The 18385-nt window shown below is 71.4% G+C and carries 17 protein-coding genes and 1 tRNA gene; 14 read left to right on the plus strand and 4 right to left on the minus strand.

From position 1 onward, the window contains the following. Nucleotides 1–73: 73 nt before the first annotated feature. Nucleotides 74–670: a histidine phosphatase family protein gene (locus ACFU6I_RS19420; protein WP_327246202.1), complete on the minus strand. Its 597-nt coding sequence runs from the start codon at nucleotides 668–670 to the stop codon at nucleotides 74–76. A 247-nt stretch (nucleotides 671–917) separates the two neighbouring features. Between ACFU6I_RS19420 and ACFU6I_RS19425 the strand changes: the two genes are divergently transcribed. The 7 genes from ACFU6I_RS19425 to ACFU6I_RS19455 all read left to right on the plus strand — a co-directional run bounded on the left by ACFU6I_RS19425 (nucleotide 918) and on the right by ACFU6I_RS19455 (nucleotide 7353). Beyond that, nucleotides 918–1850 (plus strand): phosphatase PAP2 family protein, encoded by a 933-nt coding sequence (locus ACFU6I_RS19425; RefSeq protein ID WP_384368132.1) that lies wholly within the window; start codon nucleotides 918–920, stop codon nucleotides 1848–1850. Beyond that, the gene (locus ACFU6I_RS19430) at nucleotides 1750–2943 is read left to right on the plus strand and encodes a hypothetical protein (RefSeq protein WP_384368007.1); all 1194 of its coding nucleotides are present in this window, start codon (nucleotides 1750–1752) and stop codon (nucleotides 2941–2943) included. The genes ACFU6I_RS19425 and ACFU6I_RS19430 overlap by 101 nt, the downstream gene beginning before the upstream one ends. Next, nucleotides 2934–4547 (plus strand): hypothetical protein, encoded by a 1614-nt coding sequence (locus ACFU6I_RS19435; RefSeq protein ID WP_384368009.1) that lies wholly within the window; start codon nucleotides 2934–2936, stop codon nucleotides 4545–4547. The genes ACFU6I_RS19430 and ACFU6I_RS19435 overlap by 10 nt, the downstream gene beginning before the upstream one ends. After that, a complete protein-coding gene (locus ACFU6I_RS19440) occupies nucleotides 4544–5878 on the plus strand; it encodes an AAA domain-containing protein (RefSeq protein ID WP_384368012.1) in 1335 nt (444 codons plus the stop codon). The genes ACFU6I_RS19435 and ACFU6I_RS19440 overlap by 4 nt, the downstream gene beginning before the upstream one ends. Nucleotides 5879–6027: 149 nt before the next feature. Then, entirely contained in the window at nucleotides 6028–6369 is a 342-nt protein-coding gene (locus tag ACFU6I_RS19445; RefSeq protein WP_384368015.1) for a hypothetical protein, read from the plus strand. A gap of 179 nt (nucleotides 6370–6548) precedes the next feature. Beyond that, a complete protein-coding gene (locus ACFU6I_RS19450; RefSeq protein ID WP_384368018.1) occupies nucleotides 6549–7289 on the plus strand; it encodes a hypothetical protein in 741 nt (246 codons plus the stop codon). After that, nucleotides 7280–7353 (plus strand) — tRNA-Lys (locus tag ACFU6I_RS19455). Before ACFU6I_RS19450 ends, ACFU6I_RS19455 begins: the two co-directional genes overlap by 10 nt. Before the next feature lie 60 nt (nucleotides 7354–7413). Here the strand turns inward: ACFU6I_RS19455 and ACFU6I_RS19460 are convergent. Next, the gene (locus ACFU6I_RS19460; protein ID WP_384368135.1) at nucleotides 7414–8628 is read right to left on the minus strand and encodes a M6 family metalloprotease domain-containing protein; all 1215 of its coding nucleotides are present in this window, start codon (nucleotides 8626–8628) and stop codon (nucleotides 7414–7416) included. A 436-nt stretch (nucleotides 8629–9064) separates the two neighbouring features. Here ACFU6I_RS19460 and ACFU6I_RS19465 point away from each other — a divergent pair, with 436 nt between their 5' ends. Then, nucleotides 9065–10993 carry an EAL domain-containing protein gene (locus ACFU6I_RS19465; protein WP_384368021.1) on the plus strand — a complete coding sequence of 643 codons (1929 nt, stop codon included), beginning with the start codon at nucleotides 9065–9067 and terminating at the stop codon, nucleotides 10991–10993. A 95-nt stretch (nucleotides 10994–11088) separates the two neighbouring features. On the opposite strand, the gene ACFU6I_RS19470 is transcribed toward ACFU6I_RS19465, so the two are convergent. Together ACFU6I_RS19470 and ACFU6I_RS19475 are read right to left on the minus strand one after the other, a co-directional pair. Continuing rightward, the gene (locus ACFU6I_RS19470; protein WP_384368024.1) at nucleotides 11089–12192 is read right to left on the minus strand and encodes an LLM class flavin-dependent oxidoreductase; all 1104 of its coding nucleotides are present in this window, start codon (nucleotides 12190–12192) and stop codon (nucleotides 11089–11091) included. A 75-nt stretch (nucleotides 12193–12267) separates the two neighbouring features. Further along, the gene (locus tag ACFU6I_RS19475; protein ID WP_384368027.1) at nucleotides 12268–13011 is read right to left on the minus strand and encodes a decarboxylase; all 744 of its coding nucleotides are present in this window, start codon (nucleotides 13009–13011) and stop codon (nucleotides 12268–12270) included. A gap of 168 nt (nucleotides 13012–13179) precedes the next feature. On the opposite strand from ACFU6I_RS19475, the gene ACFU6I_RS19480 reads away from it, so the two are divergent. The 6 genes from ACFU6I_RS19480 to ACFU6I_RS19505 all read left to right on the plus strand — a co-directional run bounded on the left by ACFU6I_RS19480 (nucleotide 13180) and on the right by ACFU6I_RS19505 (nucleotide 18368). Continuing rightward, on the plus strand, nucleotides 13180–14154 hold the full coding sequence (locus ACFU6I_RS19480) for a D-2-hydroxyacid dehydrogenase (protein ID WP_384368030.1): 975 nt from the start codon (nucleotides 13180–13182) through the stop codon (nucleotides 14152–14154). 141 nt (nucleotides 14155–14295) lie between these two features. Further along, nucleotides 14296–15198 (plus strand): ectoine/hydroxyectoine ABC transporter substrate-binding protein EhuB, encoded by a 903-nt coding sequence (gene ehuB, locus ACFU6I_RS19485; protein ID WP_384368033.1) that lies wholly within the window; start codon nucleotides 14296–14298, stop codon nucleotides 15196–15198. A gap of 46 nt (nucleotides 15199–15244) precedes the next feature. Then, nucleotides 15245–15985 (plus strand): ectoine/hydroxyectoine ABC transporter permease subunit EhuC, encoded by a 741-nt coding sequence (gene ehuC / locus ACFU6I_RS19490; RefSeq protein ID WP_384368036.1) that lies wholly within the window; start codon nucleotides 15245–15247, stop codon nucleotides 15983–15985. Then, nucleotides 15982–16623 carry an ectoine/hydroxyectoine ABC transporter permease subunit EhuD gene (gene ehuD / locus ACFU6I_RS19495; protein ID WP_384368039.1) on the plus strand — a complete coding sequence of 214 codons (642 nt, stop codon included), beginning with the start codon at nucleotides 15982–15984 and terminating at the stop codon, nucleotides 16621–16623. The genes ehuC and ehuD overlap by 4 nt, the downstream gene beginning before the upstream one ends. Then, complete coding sequence (ehuA, locus tag ACFU6I_RS19500; RefSeq protein WP_384368042.1) at nucleotides 16613–17443, plus strand: ectoine/hydroxyectoine ABC transporter ATP-binding protein EhuA; 831 nt, start codon at nucleotides 16613–16615, stop codon at nucleotides 17441–17443. The genes ehuD and ehuA overlap by 11 nt, the downstream gene beginning before the upstream one ends. 166 nt (nucleotides 17444–17609) lie before the next feature. After that, on the plus strand, nucleotides 17610–18368 hold the full coding sequence (locus ACFU6I_RS19505) for an IclR family transcriptional regulator (RefSeq protein ID WP_384368045.1): 759 nt from the start codon (nucleotides 17610–17612) through the stop codon (nucleotides 18366–18368). The last annotated feature ends 17 nt before the right edge of the window (nucleotides 18369–18385 follow it).

Genomic DNA, 18385 nt, shown 5'->3' on the forward strand with positions numbered 1-18385 from the left:
GCGCCGGGCAGGCCGATTTCCCCGGCGCCGCCCTCCGCGAAGCGCCCACCCCGCCTCGGGGCGACGGAGGGACCTACCGGTCCAGGTGGCCCGTGTCGTTCCAGCGTTCCAGCGCCGGCGCCCCGTATGCCCACCCCAGGACCGACAGCGACGTCGGGTCCAGCCGGATGCGGGACGCGAAAGACACGTCCTCGCCCAGCCACCGCGCCCCCAGCGCCCGCAGGATGTGACCGTGCGCGAAGACCAGCACGTCGCGGTCGGCCGAGCGCGCCCAGGCCACGATCTCGTCCGCGCGGGCGGACAGTTCGGAGAGGGTCTCGCCCTCCGGCACCCCGTCGCGCCAGATGAACCAGCCCGGCCGGATGGCCTGGATCTCGGCCGGGGTCATGCCCTCGTACGCCCCGTAGTCCCACTCCATGAGCGCGTCCCACGGCTGCGCGCGGTCCGCGAAGCCGGCTATGTCACAGGTCTCCCTGGCGCGGACGAGCGGACTGGTCCGGACCTCGAGGCCCGGCAGGTCCGCCCACGGTTTCCGGTGCAGCCTCTCGCCCAGCAGCTTGGCGCCCTCGCGGCCCGCATCGAGCAGCGGGATGTCCGTCCTGCCGGTGTGATTGCCCTTGACGGACCATTCCGTCTGGCCGTGCCGGGCGAGCAGGATACGCGGTGCCATGACGGCTCCCCCTGAGATGTGGATCGGAGAAAACGACAACAGGGACGGGTCATCCGCCTTTGTCCATCATCGCTCACGTGCCCGGGAGGCAACCCCCGGGGCCGCATCGGCGTCCCTTCCCCCGCGGAGGGAGCTCCGCGCGCACGGGGCAGCCAGAGGGGAGCCCCGGGGGGATTCGTCACCGACCTGCGCCGTACGGTTGAACGCCCGCCGTCGGACGCATGAACACATGATGGAGAGCATCCGGATGTCGCTTGCCACCGCCGCGCCCGTGTCGCGGCACCGGCCTCGATGGTGGGCCGAGCTGCCGCTGATCGCGATCGTGTACGCGCTCTACTCGGCGGGTCGGCTGCTGGTCCGAAGCGATGTGTCGACCGCCGTCGACCACGGGCTGCGCATACTTCACCTGGAGAAGACGCTCTTCCTCAATGCCGAGCACCCGCTCAACCGCTTGATGACGGCCCATCCGGCGATAGGCATACCCTCCGACTTCGCGTACGCCTCACTGCACTACGTGGTCACCCCGGCCGTCCTGATCTGGATCTACCGACGGCGCACGACCGCGTACCGCGCCGCCCGCACCTGGCTGATGACGTCCACGCTGCTCGGTCTGATCGGTTTCGCGCTGATGCCGACCTGCCCGCCGCGGCTGCTCCACGCCACGCACGGCTTCGTCGACACGATGGCCCAGTACAGCTCGTACGGCTGGTGGGGCGCCGAGGCGAGTGCGCCGCGCGGCATGGGCTGGATGACCAACCAGTACGCGGCGATGCCGAGCCTGCACGTCGGCTGGGCGCTGTGGTGCGGGATCCTGCTGTGGCGCCACGGCAGGCACCCGCTGCTCCGGGCCGCGGGTGTCGTGTACCCGCTCCTCACCACGTTCGTCGTGATGGGCACGGCCAACCACTACTTCCTCGACGCGGTCGCGGGCGCCGCGGTGATGGGCGTCGGGGCACTTCTCGCCACGCCGGTGATGCGGCTCGCCGACCGGATCGGGGCAGCGGTACGGGCCCGCACCGCTGTGGCCGTCCCGGTCACGAAGTCCCCTGTTGTCAGTGCCGGATGCAAGACTTCCGCGGGTGAGCGAATTCCCAACCAGCGGACCTCCTCCGCAGACTCAACCGATGTCGCGGCATCGGCCGACGCAGCAGGCGACGACACTCCGGCAGCGGCTCGCTGAACTGCGCGGTCCCGCCGTCGCGCCGCATCCGCTCGATGCCCGCGCGCTGGCCGCCCTCGCCGCCAACCCTGGCTGCAAGCGGCGCGCCCTGCTGGACGGCGCCGGGGTGGACAAGGCCGCGCTGGCGGCCGCACTCGGCTCTCCCGCCGCGTTCGGTCAGTCGCAGTTCGCTTTCATGCGGGGCAACGCGTTCGAGGCGAAGGTCAAGGCCGACGGCGGCACGGAGCTGATGCGCCTGCTGTACGAGCGGCTCGGCGGGGGCGGCGATGCACCGCGCGAGGTCCGGGTGCCGGATCTGGCGGCGGCGGGTCCCGAGGGCCGCGCGGCGCGTACGGCACTGGCGCTGCGTGAGGCGACCGAGGCGGGTGGCTGGGCTCTGCTCGATCACCCGATGCTGGCCCTGGAGGTGGCGGGCTCGCCTGCCTACCTGGAGCCGGACGCGGTGGTGGTGCACCCCGACGGCCGGTGGACGGTCGTGGAGATCAAGTCGTTTCCCATGATCGACAGTTCGGCGGACGCGGCGAAGGTCGGAGCGGCAGCCCGGCAGTCGGCGGTGTATGTGCTGGCGCTGGAGCGCATCGCGGCGGTCACGGCGGGGGCGGAGGTCGGCCACCGGGTGCTGCTGGTCTGTCCGAAGGACTTCTCCAACCTGCCGACGGCGTCGGTCGTCGACGTGCGCAAGCAGCGCGCGGTCACCCGCCGCCAGCTGACCCGGCTGACCCGGGTCGAGGACATCGCGGCAGCCCTGCCCGAAGGCACGACCTTCGACCCGGAGTGCTCCGCGCAGGAGCTGACGGCCGCGGTCGACGCGGTCACGGCTGCGTACGCACCGGAGTGCCTGGCCGCGTGCGAACTGGCCTTCCACTGCCGGGCGACGGCGCGTGCGGCCGGTGCGGTGGAGGCGCTGGGGCGGAGCGTACGGGGTGAGCTCGGCGGTCTGACGACGGTGGGCGCGGTACTGGCCGCGGCGGCGGGCAAGGAGGGCGATCCGGCCGACCCCACGGTCGCCGCCCTGCGCCGCGCCGCGGCCCTGCGCGCGGAGGCGCTGGAGCACCGGGGCGCGCCCCTGGAAGGAAGCCCGGCATGTCGCTGATCAGCACCCTGGCGCGACTGGAGGCCGTGGAGAGCGGGCGGGCGCAGCCGATGGCCACCGTCCGGCACCGTCATCTCACCGGTGCGCCGCTCGTTCTCGTGCCGCTGACCACCGCCGGTGAGACGGGCGCCCCGCTCGGCGCCCTCGTCGGAACCGACCGGGACGCGCCGCTGCTGCTCGCCGTGGCCCAGCCGCGCGACCGCGATCTGCGGTTCGCCTTCCTCGCCGAACTGGCCGAGGCGGTCCTGCCGCACATCGAGACGTACACGGACGTGGTGGAGCCGGCCGAGCGCAACGAGACCGATCCCGAGACCGGGAAGAAGGTCAAGGTCGAGGTCGAGTTGTGCGCGGACGCGCCGCAGTTGATCGTGCCGAGCCGGGCGGGTCTCGACTTCGTCCGGCTGCTGGGCCGGTCCATGCGGTTCCGGCGCACCGCCGAGGACGACCCGGACACCCCGTACCCGGCGCCGGCCCGGGTCCCGCTGCTGGGCCGCTGGCTGACGCATTACGGGGAGCGGGCCCGGGTGCCGGGTTCCTCGCTGCTCCTCGCCATGACCGATCTGCTGAACCGGCACTGGGCGACCGGGCAGTCCACGCTGGAGGACCAGCATCTGGGGGCGCTGCTCGCCTGGATCGACCCTGCGGCCGGCGAGTCCGGTGCGCAGGCCGCGCTCCGGGCCGAGCTGGAGCGGGACGCCGGCGGCCAACTGCTCTGCCCGCCCGCCGGTCCGGCGACGGATCCGGCGTTCGACAACCGGCTGCTCGCGCCCGCGATCGAGAAGTACGACCGGGCGCGTACGTCGCTCGCGGCGGCCGAGGACGGCCTCGCGGCCGACGCCCGGCTCGGCGAACTGACCGCTGCCGAGCGGGAGATCAGATCACTGCTGGCCGCGGTGGCGCGGCCGACCTGGGACGCGGTGTGGCGGGGGATCGACCTGATGCGGGAGCTGCCGGCCGGGTCCAGGACCGAGGACCGGTGGACCCGGGACCGCTGGTCGTTCACCGGCCACCGGGACCGGGTACGGGCCGGGGAGCCGCCGCAGCCGCGCCGGGACGACGCGGTGACGGCGGCGGCGAAGCTGGCCTCGCGGGAGACGGCGCAGGCGCAGTTGGAGGCGCAGGAGGCACTGGACGACCCGCTGGTGCTCGCCGGGCGTCGGCTGGCCGGTGAGGCGTTCGTCGGGGAGGTGGCCGAGGTGGTGATGGCGTACAGCGAGTCGAAGCGGCCCTCGCCGCGTCCGCTGGTCACGGTCCGGACGGACGAGCGCCCTCACCTCGGTGAGCGCACGAAGGTGTACCGCACGCTGGACGGCAGGCCGCAGACCGCCGAGTTCGTGGCGTACGCCTCCGAGGATCTCCCGGACGCCGAGGAGCGGCTGCTGGTGCTGCGGATCACCGACCGGATGGGCCGGAGCAAGGAGCCGGCCCCTGGTTCGCTGCCGGAGCCGGGCGACCGGATCGTCTGGACCCTGTTCGAGCACGACCAGCGCAGCGGCCCGAAGCTGCCGGACCCGGAGGAGACGCCGTGGACGCACGGCGGCCCGCCGGGCGCCGCCGGACATTCCGAGAACCCCGACCCCGTGACCCCGGAGGACCTGTTGTGACGGCCGTATTCGACCCGGGAGCCGAGGCGGGGCGGGCCACTGCCCAGATCCTGGACGACACGCTGAACGGCACGGCGCGGGGCATCGTGGTGGACTCCCCGCCGGGTGCGGGAAAGTCGACGCTGGTGGTGCGCGCCGCGCTCGAACTCGCTTCGGCAGGGCGCCCGTTGATGGTGGTCGCGCAGACCAACGCCCAGGTCGACGACCTGGTGGTGCGACTGGCCGAGAAGGACCCCGGGCTGCCGGTCGGGCGCTTGCACAGCAACGACGCGGACCCGTACGACAAGGTGCTGGACGGCCTGGCCAACGTACGGAAGTCGGCGAAGGCCGGGGATCTGGCCGGACTTGACGTCGTCATCTCGACGGCCGCCAAGTGGGCTCATGTGAAGAACGTCGAGCCGTGGGGGCACGCGATCGTCGACGAGGCGTACCAGATGCGCTCGGACGCGCTGCTGGCCGTCGCGGGGCTCTTCGAAAGGGCGCTGTTCGTCGGTGATCCGGGGCAGCTGGATCCGTTCTCCATCGTCGGTGCGGACCAGTGGGCGGGGCTGTCGTACGACCCGTCGGCGAGCGCGGTCTCGACGCTGCTGGCGCACAACCCCGAGCTGCCGCAGCGCCGGCTGCCGGTGTCGTGGCGGCTGCCCGCGTCGGCCGCGCGGCTGGTCTCGGACGCGTTCTACCCGTACACCCCGTTCCGCAGCGGTACGGATCACGGCGACCGGCGGCTGGCGTTCGGGGTCCCGTCGGACGGCTCCGCCCCGGACCGGGTGCTGGACGAGGCCGCGGAGTCCGGCTGGGGGCTGCTCGAACTCCCGGCCAGGCACACCCCGCGCACGGACCCGGAGGCGGTTCGGGCGGTGGCCCTGGTGGTCCGCCGGCTCCTGGACCGGGGAGGCGCGGCGACGAGCGAGCGCTCCCCCGACCCGGCCCCGGTGACGGCGGACCGGATCGCGGTCGGCACGGCCCACCGGGACCAGGCGGCGGCGGTACGGACGGCGCTCGCCGAGCTCGGTGTGACGGGTGTGGCGGTGGACACGGCGAACCGGCTCCAGGGCCGCGAGTTCGATGTGACGGTGGTCCTGCACCCGCTGTCCGGGCGCCCGGACGCCACGGCGTTCCATCTGGAGACGGGCCGACTGTGCGTCCTGGCGTCCCGCCACCGTCACGCCTGCATCGTGGTCTGCCGGGCCGGCGTCGCGGAGCTGCTGGACGAGCACCCGTCGACGGAACCGGTCCAGCTCGGCGTCACGGTCAAGTTTCCCGACGGGTGGGAGGCGAACCACGCGGTCCTGGCCCACCTCGCGGAACACCGCGTCCCGTGGCGCCCGTGACACTGCCGGACCACAGGCGATGGGCCGTCGGGGGCGTGCGCCGTACCGGGCGGTGACCCCGTGCGCCCCGCACACCGCCCCCGAAGCGCACTTGCGGACGGTTGGACAATGGAGGGTGGCCGTCGGGCCCACCGAAGGAGGAACCACACATGGCACAACCCGAGCGGAACGAGCGGCAGCGGCTGCGCCCCGCGCCCCTGCTCTTCGAGCCGTCAGCTGCGGCCGCCGACCCCGAGCACTTCTTCGACCTGGAGTCGATGGACGACCCGAAGGAGCTGCTGGCCCGCGCCACCGAGCTGACGCTGGCCTTCCGCGCCGCGACCGACCGGGCGGTCGAGTACCAGGCCATCGCCGCCGCCCAGCTGGCCGACCCGGGCCGGTTCGACCGGCTCACCATGGCGGACATCGCGGAGCGCGCGGAGTGGACCGAGGACTACGCGAAGCTGATGGTCGAGTTCGGCCGGGGTCTGCTGGGCGGCGCGCGGCCGTGACGCCGGAGCGTCCGGCCCTCGACCCCCTCCGGGTCCGGCCCCGGCTCTCGCCCCGGATCTGACTCCTGGCACAGCCGTTGGCATATGCCCGCGCGCAAGATACTCCTCCCCACCCCACCCTGTCCGGGTTTCCGACAATTCCAGCAATTCGCAGCGTCACTACCGGTAAACAGGTAGTCATGAGCGCATGGCTGCCAGACGAGACCACCCTGCATCCCGGCACCGGAACCTGCGCCGGACCCCGCACCGGCACCCGCCACGGTGCCGATGTCTTCACGGTCCTGCGGGACCGAGCCGATGACCAGACCGCTCAGGTCACCGCGGCCGGAGCGGCCTGGCTGGCCGGGGCCGCCGCGTATCCGCGCTCCGCGCTCGCCCAGTGGGAGGCCCACCCCGGCTCCCCCGGCGTGCTGCCGTGCGGATCGGCGTTCGATGTGGTCAATGTGCCCGCGCTCTTCGGGCGGCGGATGCTGGAGCACCTGTGGGCCGACGGCCCGGGTTCCGGTCCGGTCGCCACGCACCGCGGGCGGATGCTGCTGTTCGCCGCCCCCGGAACGGCCCAGCGGCTGCCGTCGCTGCTCGACTGGGAGGAGTGGGGCACCAGCCATGACCGGGCGGCGGAGCACGGCCCCGAGGTGCCCCGGGAGAGCGAGGACCGTGAGGGCAGGGTCCCGCCGCTGCTCTGCCACGGCACCGGTGACGCGGTGACCGTTCCGCCCCTGGCCTGCGACTCCTCCTCGTCGGGGCCCCGCTGGGTGGTCGCCCCCGACACCCGTAACCCTTGGCTACCGGGCCCCGATGTACTGCTCTGGGCCTGTGTGCGCGTGACGCGCTCCGCGCCCACCGGATCGGCTCGGATTTCGATTTTTCCTCCCGCCGATCAGGGTGCTAAGGTCTACGACGTCAGCAGGCGCCGCTAGCTCAGTTGGTTAGAGCAGCTGACTCTTAATCAGCGGGTCCGGGGTTCGAGTCCCTGGCGGCGCACAGACGGAAGAAGCCCTTCGCGGAAGCGAGGGGCTTCTTCGTTTTGCCGTCACGGCAGCGTTACGTACCCGTGGCGATACGGACGGTCCACGCACCCGACGGCGTCCGGTCCGCGACCTCGATCCGGGTGTGCTCGCCGGGGACGGAGTACGTCTCGCCGACTCGCAGCGGGGCGTCCGCGAGCGGCGCGTAGACCGACCGGTCCCAGCAGGCGTCGGTGTGGGGGTGGGTGTCGATGACCTGGATCGGCCCGCCGCCGGACGGCGTCTCGTTGCGGACCCGGTAGATCAGCACCCCCTCGCTGCACGTTGCCTGGTCGTTGCCGGTGGCACTGCGGGCCTCCAGCGCCACGGCGCTGCCCTCACCTGTCCTGATCACCGCGAGCCGCGTACCGATGGACGCGCCGGGCACCGGCACGGCCGCCATCGACTCCAGGGTGATGTCCTGGTTGTGCTGGATGCACGCCACTTGCCTGCGGTCCAGCCAGCCCAGCTTCCACTTGTGCCAGCCGAACAGATCCGGCGCGAGACCGAACTGGCTGCCCATCACGTCCCAGTCGCCGACGTAGGTGTCCCAGTCGCCCTTGCCGTCCGACGGTCGGTGGTAGAGATCCGGCAGGTCGAAGACGTGCCCGGTCTCGTGGGCCAGCACGTTCCGGTCCGGCGGATGCTGCTCGAACACGGTGACGACGCGCCTGATGTCCGTGCCGTCGGCGTGCAGCGGCTGGTCGAAGTTGACGACCTTGGTGGCGTCGGAGTCGACGCCGGGCGCGTCCGGGTCGGCGACCAGATAGACGATGTCGTACTTCGAGAAGTCGACCTGGTCGTCGGCCGCGGCGATCGCGTCGCGCAGATAGGAGCTGCGCCGCTTGTCGTCCCAGTCGCGTTTTATGCCGTACGAGGTGGATGCGTGAGGCATCTGGACCCACCGCCGCTGCGGGTGCGGGCGCAGGGTGAACTTCCCGTACGAGGCGCGCCGGAAGAACTGCGTGGTGGCGGGGAAGTAGTCGGCGGCGAGCTCGGCGGGGGTGGTGACGGGGCGGGCGTCGGGGAACGAGAGAAAGATCATGACCGCATCGAGGGTGTGGTCCGGGCGCGGGTAGGCGCCGTCCCACTCGTCCAGGCCCAGCGAGTGGTGTGCCCCCGTCCTGGGCAGGGCGCAGGGGCCGGCTTCACCCGTGGCGGCCACGGCCGGACCCGCAACGAGGGAGGTGGAGGCGAGCGCCAGGAGAGAGACCAGACCGGCCACCACACCACGCGGGCTCGGCCTCTCCAGTCCCCCGAGCCTGCGCTGAGGCGGCACATCGACCTCCGGGTGCGGGATGCGGATACACGCAGTCCACCCTGTGCCAGTTCGGGCGCATTCGCCCTGTTGTGCTGCCCCACACGTGTCAGCAGTCAGCCTCTCGGAGCTCGTTCACGGACAGTCACAATCGATCACTGTGGCAACGCGAACGAGATCCAAGATCGACGTGAGGGAACAGAGCCGCGCAGAAATAATCAGTCACGGGCAAACCGGAACGACGCGCGAATGGCCCATGCGGGGTGCTCCCCGGGGTCGCAACGGGCCGGGAGCTGGAACGGGCGAGACAACAGCATCTATGCTTCACCACGCTTTCCTGCGTGGTTTCCGCCTCGGACAACGGCACTCCGCGAGGCGGGCCAGTCCGACCACAACTGTTCAGGACAGAACTGCACGGCGGGAGCGAGCGGTGAGCGGAACCTCCGAAGGGCCGAGGCCCGCGGCAGGCACAGCGCCCCCTACCGTGCGACCGTCCGTCACGGAGCGTCACACGGAACCTGTCGGCCCAGGAGACGTCGACTCGAGCCCGGCCGATTACCGGGCCGCCTTCCGGGGCGCCGTGCTGCCGATGGCCGTCGTCGACCACGAGGGCCTGGTCCTGTGCGCCAACGACGCTCTCGGCGGGCTGCTCGGCGCCGATCCCGCGGCGCTGACCGCCCAGTCCGCGTCCGATCTGCTCGACCTCTCCGCCGACGTCCGGACCTGGCATGCGTACCGCGAGGTGCTGCGCGGCCGGCGATCCCGGTTCCGCTGCACCCGCAGACTCAAGCACCCCGACGGGCGCTCGATGTGGGGTGAGATCACCGTCGTGCCGATGCCGGAGCCCGGGACGACAGCCCCGGAGGCAAGCGCGGGGACAGATCCGGAGACCGGGACGGGCGCGGAGACCGGAACCGGGGTCACCCGGGGGGCCTCCCCCGTACTGCTCTCCGTCGCCGACATCAGCGACCGGCACGAGCTGCAGAAGCGACTGCGCCACCTCCAGACGCACGACCCGGTGACCCGGCTGCCCAACCGGACGCTGTTCTTCGAGCGGCTCTCCTCCGCTCTGGAGACCCCGCCGTACCAGGACGACAGCCGGCCGCGGCACGGCCGGATCGGGCTCTGCTACCTCGACCTGGACGGCTTCAAGGCCGTCAACGACACGATGGGGCACCGGATCGGCGACCGGCTGCTCGCCGCCGTCGCCGCCCGGCTCACCGACTGCGCCGAACAGGAGAGCCTGCACCGCACCGGCGGCACGCTCGTGGCGCGCCTCGGCGGCGACGAGTTCGCGATCCTGGTCGAGGAATCCACCGGGACGCAGCAACTCACCGATCTCGCCCGCGCGGTGCTCGCCTCCCTCCAGAAGCCGTTCGACCTGGCCGGCACACGGCTGGCCGTGTCGGCGTCGATCGGGGTGGTGGAGCGGGGCGTCGCCGGGACCTCGGCCACCGGTCTGATGCAGGCCGCGGACACCACGCTGTACTGGGCGAAGGCGGACGGCAAGGCACGCTGGACGCTCTTCGACCCCGAGCGCAACGCGCACCGGATGACGCGGCAGGCGCTCTCCTCCACGCTCCGGCCCGCCGTCGAACGCGGCGAGTTCACCATCGAGTACCAGCCCCTTGTCGGGATGGCCGACGGAATCGTGCGAGGGGTGGAGGCTCTGGTCCGCTGGAACCACCCGCAGTTCGGCATGCTCTCACCGAATCGGTTCGTCGCGATCGCCGAGGAGGACGGCTCGATCGTCCAGCTCGGCCGCTGGGTGCTCCGGTCGGCCTGCCGTCAGGCCCGGCGCTGGCAGCTGGACCATCCGGCCGAGCCGCCGCTCTTCATCAGCGTCAATGTCGCCGTGCGGCAGGTCTGGGACTCCGACCTGGTCACCGATGTCGCCGAGATCCTCGCCGAGACCGGTCTGGCCCCCGGACTGCTGCAGCTGGAACTGACCGAGTCCGCGGTGATGGGCTCGGCGGGCCGCCCGCTGGAGGCGCTCCAGAGGCTCAGCGACATGGGCGTCCGGATCGCCATCGACGACTTCGGGACCGGCTATTCGAACCTCGCCTATCTGAGCCGGCTGCCGGTCTCCGTACTGAAGCTGGACGGCTCGTTCGTGCGCGGTTTCCGGTACGAGGACGGGGCGCACCCCAGCCCGGCCGACGAGACGATCGTCGAGGCGATGGTGCAGCTGGCGCACCGGCTGGGGCTGACCGTCACCGCGGAGTGCGTGGAGACCGTGAGCCAGGCGGAACGGCTGCGGCGGATCGGCTGCGACACGGGGCAGGGCTGGCTCTACTCCCGGGCGGTGGCCCCGGAGCGCATCGCGGAACTCATCGGGACGAGCCCCCTGGCGCTCTGAGAGAGCCGCGCCCCGGAACACGGAGCCGGCCTGTGCCCCCGAGCGCCGGGAAGGCCGGGGCGCTCGAGGGCGGAACGGGCCGGCCCGCGCAGACCTCAGCCACGCAGCCCGTACGCATCCGCGATCAGGTCGTAGCTGCGCAGCCGCGCCTCCCCGCCATGCGCATTCGCCGTGATCATCAGCTCGTCCGCCCCGGTCCGCTTGGCCAGGTCGTCCAGACCGCTGCGCACCTCCTCCGCCGTCCCGTGGATGACATTGCCGAGCCAGCTGTCGACGAACTCCCGCTCCATCGGACTGAAGGCATAGGCCTCCGCCTCCTCCGGCGTCGGGATCAGACCGGGGCGGCCGGTGCGCAGGCGGACCATCGACAGGGCACCGGACAGGACCTGGCGGCGGGCCTCGCGCTCCTCGTCGGCCGCCAGCGCCGAGACGCCGATCAGGGCGTACGGGGCGTCCAGCACCGCGGACGGCTTGAACGAGTCCCGGTACAGGTCGAGCGCCGGAATCGTGTTCTGCGCCGAGAAGTGGTGGGCGAAGGCGAACGGCAGCCCCAGGACCCCGGCCAGCCGGGCACTGAAGCCGGAGGAGCCGAGCAGCCAGATCGGCGGGCGGCCCGCGGGACCCTGCACCGGGCCCGGGACCGCATGGATCCGGGCGTACGGGTGGCCGTCCGGGAAGTCGTCGTCCAGGAACCGGGTCAGCTCGGCGAGCTGCTGCGGGAAGTCGTCGGCGCCCTCGCCGAGCCGGTCCGTGCGGCGCAGCGCGGCGGCGGTCGCACCATCCGTGCCGGGGGCGCGCCCGAGGCCGAGGTCGATGCGGCCGGGGGCCATGGCCTCCAGTGTGCCGAACTGTTCGGCGATGACCAGCGGGGCGTGGTTGGGCAGCATGACCCCGCCGGAGCCGAGCCGGATCCGCTCGGTGCGGGCGGCGAGGTGGGCCAGGATCACGGCCGGGGACGACGAGGCGACGCCGGGCATGGAGTGGTGTTCGGCGACCCAGAGGCGGTGGTAGCCCCGGCGCTCGGCGAGCTGGGCGATGTCCACGCTGGTGCGCAGCGCCTGGGTCGCGGTGCGGCCCCGGCCGACGGTCACCAGGTCGAGCACCGACAGCGGCACGGAGGCCGTTCCCTCGGCCCTGCCCCGAATGCCGTCGCCGCGACTCTCGTCGCCTCGGTTCTCGCCGCCTCGGTTCTTGTCCACGTGAAGGCCTCTCCGGTGATGCTCGTACGTCCGGGGAAACCTAACAGGAGGATGTCTCCGCTTATTCCCGGCCGGTCACTTCCCGACCGGCGCGGGCGGCGCCTCCCGGGTGGCGAACAGCGTGCCGAGCTGGGGCGCCCAGGTGCGCCGACGGGCCAGCCGCAGAGCCTCGTGCACCGCCACCTGGTTCGCGGTGAGGACCGGTTTGGCGAGGAGTTCCTCCAGGTCACGAACGTGCGCGGCGGTGTGCACGGCGTTGTCCGGCAGCAGCACCGCCTCCGCGTCCGGTCGGTCCGCGGCAACCGCGAGCTCCTTCAACCGGTCCAGCCCGCACTCCGCGGCCGCGGCCGCGGAGGTGACGCCACCGCCCCGCACGGCGACCACCTCGACGCCCGCGGCGGCCAGGAAGTCGCCGAAGAGTCCGGCGATCTCCTCGGTGTACGGAGCGGCGACCGCGACACGCGCGGCGCCCAGCGCCCGTACCGCGTGGACGAAGGCGAGCGACGTGCTCGATGCGGGCAGCCCCGCCGCCCTGGCCAGAGCGGTGCTCTGCTGATGGGCGCCCTCCCACCCGTACACGAGACTCGCGCCGGTGCTGGCCCAGACCACCGACTCGGCACCGGCGCGCCGCAGCTCCTCGACCCCGGCGGCGAGGCGTTCGGGAGCGCCCCGCTGCCGCAGGGTCTCGGCACTGCGGTCGTCCTCGCCCGGCTCCGTGCGGTTGACGACGAGCCTGATGGTGGTGTCGAGGATGACCTCCATACGCGGGAAGTCGTCGTCCGCGAAATGGCCCGGGTAGAGGAATCCGACGGTCGTCATATTCACCCTCCTGCACTGCTGGACCGCTGTACTGCCGCTGCCCTCCCCTCTGCCCAGTATTCCTCCGACGCCCGCACCCCTGCCGACCTTGGCGTTGACGGCCGCGGACCCGGGTGCGAGCGTGGTCAATCCGTACATCTCAGACGTTGACGAGGCGACCACTCCCTGATGTCAGAGCCCACCCTCCTCGTACTGGACGCCGCCCCGCCGCCGCGCCTCGGCCGGCTGACCGGCCGGGTCCGGATCCGCTCCGTGGACGAGGCCGGCCTCGCCGCGGAGCTGCCGCACGCCGACGCCCTGCTCGTGTGGGACTTCACCTCCGACGCGGTACGCGCCGCCTGGCCCGGTGACGGACCGCGGCCCCGGTGGGTGCATACGGCCAGCGCGGGAGTGGACCGGCTGCTCTGCCCGGAGCTGGCCGGGTCCGACACCGTGCTGACCAACGCGCGGGGCATCTTCGAGCAGCCGATCGCCGAGTACGTGCTGGGCCTGGTGCTCGCGTTCGCCAAGGACGTCCCCGGCACGCTGGAGCTGCAGCGCCGGCGGCGCTGGCACCACCGCGAGTCGCAGCAGCTCGCGGGCACCCGCGCGGTCGTTGTCGGGGCCGGGCCGATCGGCCGGGAGATCACCCGGCTGCTCGACGCACTGGGCGTCCAGGTGGCACTCGTGGGGCGTACGGCGCGGCGCACCATCCATGGCGCCGACGATCTGGACCGGCTGGCGGCGCTCGCCGACTGGGTGATCTGCGCGGCGCCCCTGACGGAACGGACGCGCGGGATGTTCGACGCGCGGTTCTTCGGGCTGATGCAGCCTTCGGCCCGCTTCATCAATGTGGGGCGAGGTCCCATGGTCGTCGAGGACGATCTCGCCGACGCGCTGCGCCGACGGTGGATCGCGGGCGCGGCGCTCGACGTCTTCCAGCACGAACCGCTCGCTGCCGACAGTGAACTGTGGGACGTACCGGGGCTGATCGTCTCCCCGCACATGAGCGGCGACACCGTGGGCTGGCGGGACCGGCTGGGCGAGCAGTTCGTGGAGATGTACGAACGGTGGGCGGCCGGGGAGCCGTTGCCGAACGTGGTCGACAAGCGGCGCGGATACGTTCCCTCACCGGATGTCCCCCGAAGTCCCGAACAGCGTTGACACGTCTGCACATTGAGACACGGAGAGGTCACCCTCCGGACACCGTTCGGTCACACCGGGCCGCTTCCTGCATAGACGCACGGGATCGGGCAGGCGTTCCCCCTGTCCGAACCGTTCGTCCGTTCCAGGAGATTGCAAACCATGGCCGACTTCCCGAACCTGTCCCGCCGGGGCTTTCTCAGCCGCTCAACAGCCGTGGGCGGCCTGCTCGTCGTGCCCGGCGCGCTCACGGCGTGCAGCAAGACAGCCTCCGGCGGCACGGACGGCGCGGGGGCGCTCGACAAGCTCCGCAAGCAGGGCTTCGTCCGGGTCGCGTATGCCAACGAGGCCCCGTACGGCTATCTGGAGGGCAAGGAGCTCAAGGGTGAGGCACCCACCCTGCACCGGGAGATCTTCAAGGCGCTCGGGGTCGAGGAGCTGAGGCCCACCCTCTCCGAGTGGGACGGGCTGATTCCCGGACTGCAGGCCGGGAAGTACGACGTGGTCAGCGCGGGCATGGCGATCACCCCCGAGCGCTGCGCCAACGCCCTTTTCTCCGAGCCGGAGTTCATCTCGCCGACCGCGCTGATGGTGAAGAAGGGCAACCCGAAGAAGGTCACGGACCTGCCGTCGGCGAAGGCCGCCGGTATCACCGTCGGTGTGATGTCGGGTGCGGTGGAGGGCTCGTACGCCGAGGGCGCGGGCATCTCGAAGGAGAAGATCAAGACGCTGCAGAAGCCGCAGGACGGCGCCGACGCGGTCAGGGGCGGCAGGATCGACGCCTTCCTGCTTACCGGAATCTCGCTGCGCTGGCTCGCGAAGACCAACCCGGGCACCGAGGTCACCGAGGCGTTCCTGCCGGAGCTCGACGGGAAGAAGCAGTACAGCCCCGGCGGCGCCGTCTTCCGCAAGGGCAACGAGGACCTGCGGGACTCCTTCAACCGCGAACTGAAGAAGATCGTGTCCGACAGCTCACGCTATGTGGAGCTGCTCCAGGAGTACGGCTTCGGCGCCACCGAGCTCCCGCCGGCCACGCTGCGGACGGCGGATCTGTGCAAGGGCTGACGGGACCGGCGGGGCTGACCGCGCCGACAGGGACGGACAGCGCCGCATGAGCGACTTCTTCTCCGCCTTCTCCGACAATCTCCCCCAGCTCCGGTCGGGACTGTGGGTCACCCTTCAGGCCACGTTGCTGGGCTCGCTGCTCGCCCTGCTCCTGTCGTTCGTCCTCGGGCTGATGGCCATCAGCAGGATGCTTGCGGTGCGCGGTGTGTCCCGGGTGGTCGTAGAGTTCTTCCGCGGCACCTCCCTCTACATCCAGCTGTTCTGGCTGTACTACGCGATGCCGCCGCTGACCGGGTACGAACTGACGCCGCTGCTCTGCGGCGTCGTCGCGTTCGGCCTCAACTACGGGGCGTACGGCTCCGAGGTGGTGCGCGGCGCCATCAACTCCGTGCCGCGTGCCCAGCACGAAGCGGCCGTCGCGCTGAACCTGACACCGGTCCAGCGGATGCGGAAGGTGATCCTGCCGCAGGCCTGGGTGCAGATGATTCCGCCCTTCACCAATCTGCTGATCCAGCTGCTGAAGTGCACGCCGCTGCTGTGGCTGATCTCCGCGGCCGATCTGATGACCGTGATCCAGCAGCTGCGCGACCGTACCGGTGAGACCCTCACCGCATATCTGACCCTGCTGGCGGTCTACTTCGTCCTCGCGTACGCGCTGACCCTGCTCATGAACCTGCTCGAGCGGACCGCCAAGCGGCGGCTCGGACTGCCGACCGGCGCGGGCTCCCTGCTGCGCACCCGCTCCGCGGTGGACGCCGTGGCGACGACCGCCGGAGGTGCCCGGTGAACGGCTTCGACTGGAACGCCGCGGGCGACGTCCTGCCCCTGGTTCTGCAAGGGTTCGAGGTCACGCTGCTGGCGACGGTGCTCGGCACGCTCGTCGCGGCCGTCCTCGGGCTGGCCGTCGCGGTCGCCGGGCGGGCGCCGAGCCGGTTCGTGACGGTGCCGGTGCGGGCCGTCATGGAGTTCATCCGATCCACCCCGCTGCTGGTCCAGCTGGTGGGCGCGGCAGCTCTTTTCACCTCGGTGGAGCCGCTGACCATCGGCATCGTGGTGCTGGGTATCCACTACGCCGCCTACACCTCCGAGGTGTACCGCGCCGGGATCGACGGTGTACCGAAGGGCCAGTGGGAGGCCTGCCGGGCGCTCTCGCTGTCGCCGCGGCGGACCTGGCAGGCCGTGGTCCTGCCGCAGGCGGTACGCAAGGTGCTGCCCGCCCTCGGCAACTATGCGATCTCGATGTTCAAGGAGACCCCGTTCCTCGCCGTGATCACGGTGCAGGAAATGGTCTTCGAGGCCCGCAGGTACGGGGCCGACCACTTCGCGTACACCGAGGCATTCACACTCGCAGGACTGGTCTTCCTGGTCGCGAGCTACCCCACCTCACTGCTGATGAGAAAGCTGGAGAAGCGCCTTGGCCACTGAACCTCTCCCCCTGCAGAAGACGGCGGCCGCAGCGCCCGAGGACGCCGCGGGCACGGACGCCCTGGTCCGCTTCGACCGTGTGGTCAAGCGGTACGGCGACCACGTCGTCCTCGACGAGTTGGACTTCTCGGTGCGGCGCGGCGAGCACGTCACGCTGATCGGGCCGAGCGGCTCGGGAAAGACCACGATCCTGCGGCTCCTGATGACGCTGGAGAAGGTGAGCGACGGCGTGATCTGGGTGGACGGTGCGCCGTTGTCCCATGTCCGGACGCCGGACGGCGGCCTGAAGCCGGCGGGTGAGAAGCATCTGCGCGAGGTCCGGAAGAAGATCGGGATGGTCTTCCAGCAGTTCAATCTGTTCCCGAACATGAAGGTGCTGCAGAACATCACCGAGGCGCCGATCAGCGTGCTGGGCATGGACCGGGACGAGGCGGAGAGCCGCGCGCGCGAGCTGCTCGACCTGGTCGGGCTGACCGGGAAGATCGATGCGCATCCGTCCCAGCTCTCCGGCGGCCAGCAGCAGCGGGTGGCGATCGCCCGGGCGCTGGCGATGCGGCCGGAGATCCTGCTGCTGGACGAGGTGACGTCCGCACTCGACCCGGAGCTGGTGGCCGGCGTGCTGGACCTGCTGTCCGACATCGCCCGGACCACCGACATCACCATGCTCTGCGTGACCCACGAGATGAATTTCGCCCGTGACGTCTCGGAGACGGTGCTGATGTTCGACTCGGGGCGGGTGGTGGAGGCCGGTCCGCCGGAAAAAATCTTCACAGCTCCCGAACATGAACGTACGCGCGATTTCCTCAACGCGGTGCTGTGACCTCGCCGTCCATCGATTGTCATTGACTCTGGCATATACCAAAAGGGTGCGCCCCAGCTGACAGCGCCGGGGCGCACCAAGAACTCATCAACAGGCCCCCACCAAAAGCCTCTTGGCGGCTATCGTGGTGCAAAGGCTTGCGGTCACAACCTGGTGGGGGGAAACCGTGGCGTTGAAGCCCGAACCGACCGCACCGTTCCACTCGGTGCAGTACGCCCTTCGTGTTCTCGACACGGTCTCCAAGCACGGCACCGGTGTCACCGACACCCAGATCTCCCGGGAGACGGGACTGCCGACGGGGCACCTCGCCCCACTGCTGCTGACGCTGCGCCGAGAGGGCTATGTCGAGCAGGTGTCCGACGGCGCCTATGTGATCGGCGCCTCGCTCCTGCTGCTCGGCTCCGGCGCCGCCCGCAGGCAGGCCCTGGAGAACAAGCTCCAGCAGATCCTGGACCGGCTGCGCGATTCGGTCGGCGCCGCGGTGTACATAAGCCGGTACGTCGACGGCGAGATCCGGGTCACACAGTACGCCGACGGTCCGCACACCCCCGCGGTCAACGAGTGGGTGGACTTCCGGTCGGCCGCGCACGCCAGCGCGATCGGCAAGTGCCTGCTGACCCAGCTCGACCAGAACGGCCGCCGCGACCATCTCTCGCGCCACAAGATCGCCCGGCTCACCTCGCGGACCATCACCAGCGAGAAGGTCCTCTTCTCCAAGCTGGACAGCCAGCCGGCGACGGTCCCGGTGCTCGACCTCCAGGAGTACGCGGTGGGCACCGTCTGCGCGGCCGTGCCGCTCACGGCGGGCTCCTCGGCCGGCTGCCTGGCGCTGTCGCTGCCCATCGAGCACGCGCACCGGCTGCGCGCGGCGGCGGACACGCTGAACCGGCGGGCCGCTCCGGTCCTGCTGTCACTGGCGCTCTAGGGCTGCTGGAGGCCGCG

Origin of the sequence: Streptomyces sp. NPDC057486 (genome assembly GCF_042802415.1) — a bacterium.
Classification (GTDB): domain Bacteria; phylum Actinomycetota; class Actinomycetes; order Streptomycetales; family Streptomycetaceae; genus Streptomyces; species Streptomyces yanii.

Bases quoted from the DNA above. Each gene is read 5' to 3' on its own strand.
- ACFU6I_RS19420 (WP_327246202.1), bottom strand. From the start codon at position 670: ATGGCACCGCGTATCCTGCTCGCCCGGCACGGCCAGACGGAATGGTCC.
- ACFU6I_RS19425 (WP_384368132.1), top strand. From the start codon at position 918: ATGTCGCTTGCCACCGCCGCGCCCGTGTCGCGGCACCGGCCTCGATGG.
- ACFU6I_RS19435 (WP_384368009.1), top strand. From the start codon at position 2,934: ATGTCGCTGATCAGCACCCTGGCGCGACTGGAGGCCGTGGAGAGCGGG.
- ACFU6I_RS19445 (WP_384368015.1), top strand. From the start codon at position 6,028: ATGGCACAACCCGAGCGGAACGAGCGGCAGCGGCTGCGCCCCGCGCCC.
- ACFU6I_RS19450 (WP_384368018.1), top strand. From the start codon at position 6,549: ATGAGCGCATGGCTGCCAGACGAGACCACCCTGCATCCCGGCACCGGA.
- ACFU6I_RS19475 (WP_384368027.1), bottom strand. From the start codon at position 13,011: ATGACGACCGTCGGATTCCTCTACCCGGGCCATTTCGCGGACGACGAC.
- ACFU6I_RS19480 (WP_384368030.1), top strand. From the start codon at position 13,180: ATGTCAGAGCCCACCCTCCTCGTACTGGACGCCGCCCCGCCGCCGCGC.
- ehuB (WP_384368033.1), top strand. From the start codon at position 14,296: ATGGCCGACTTCCCGAACCTGTCCCGCCGGGGCTTTCTCAGCCGCTCA.
- ehuC (WP_384368036.1), top strand. From the start codon at position 15,245: ATGAGCGACTTCTTCTCCGCCTTCTCCGACAATCTCCCCCAGCTCCGG.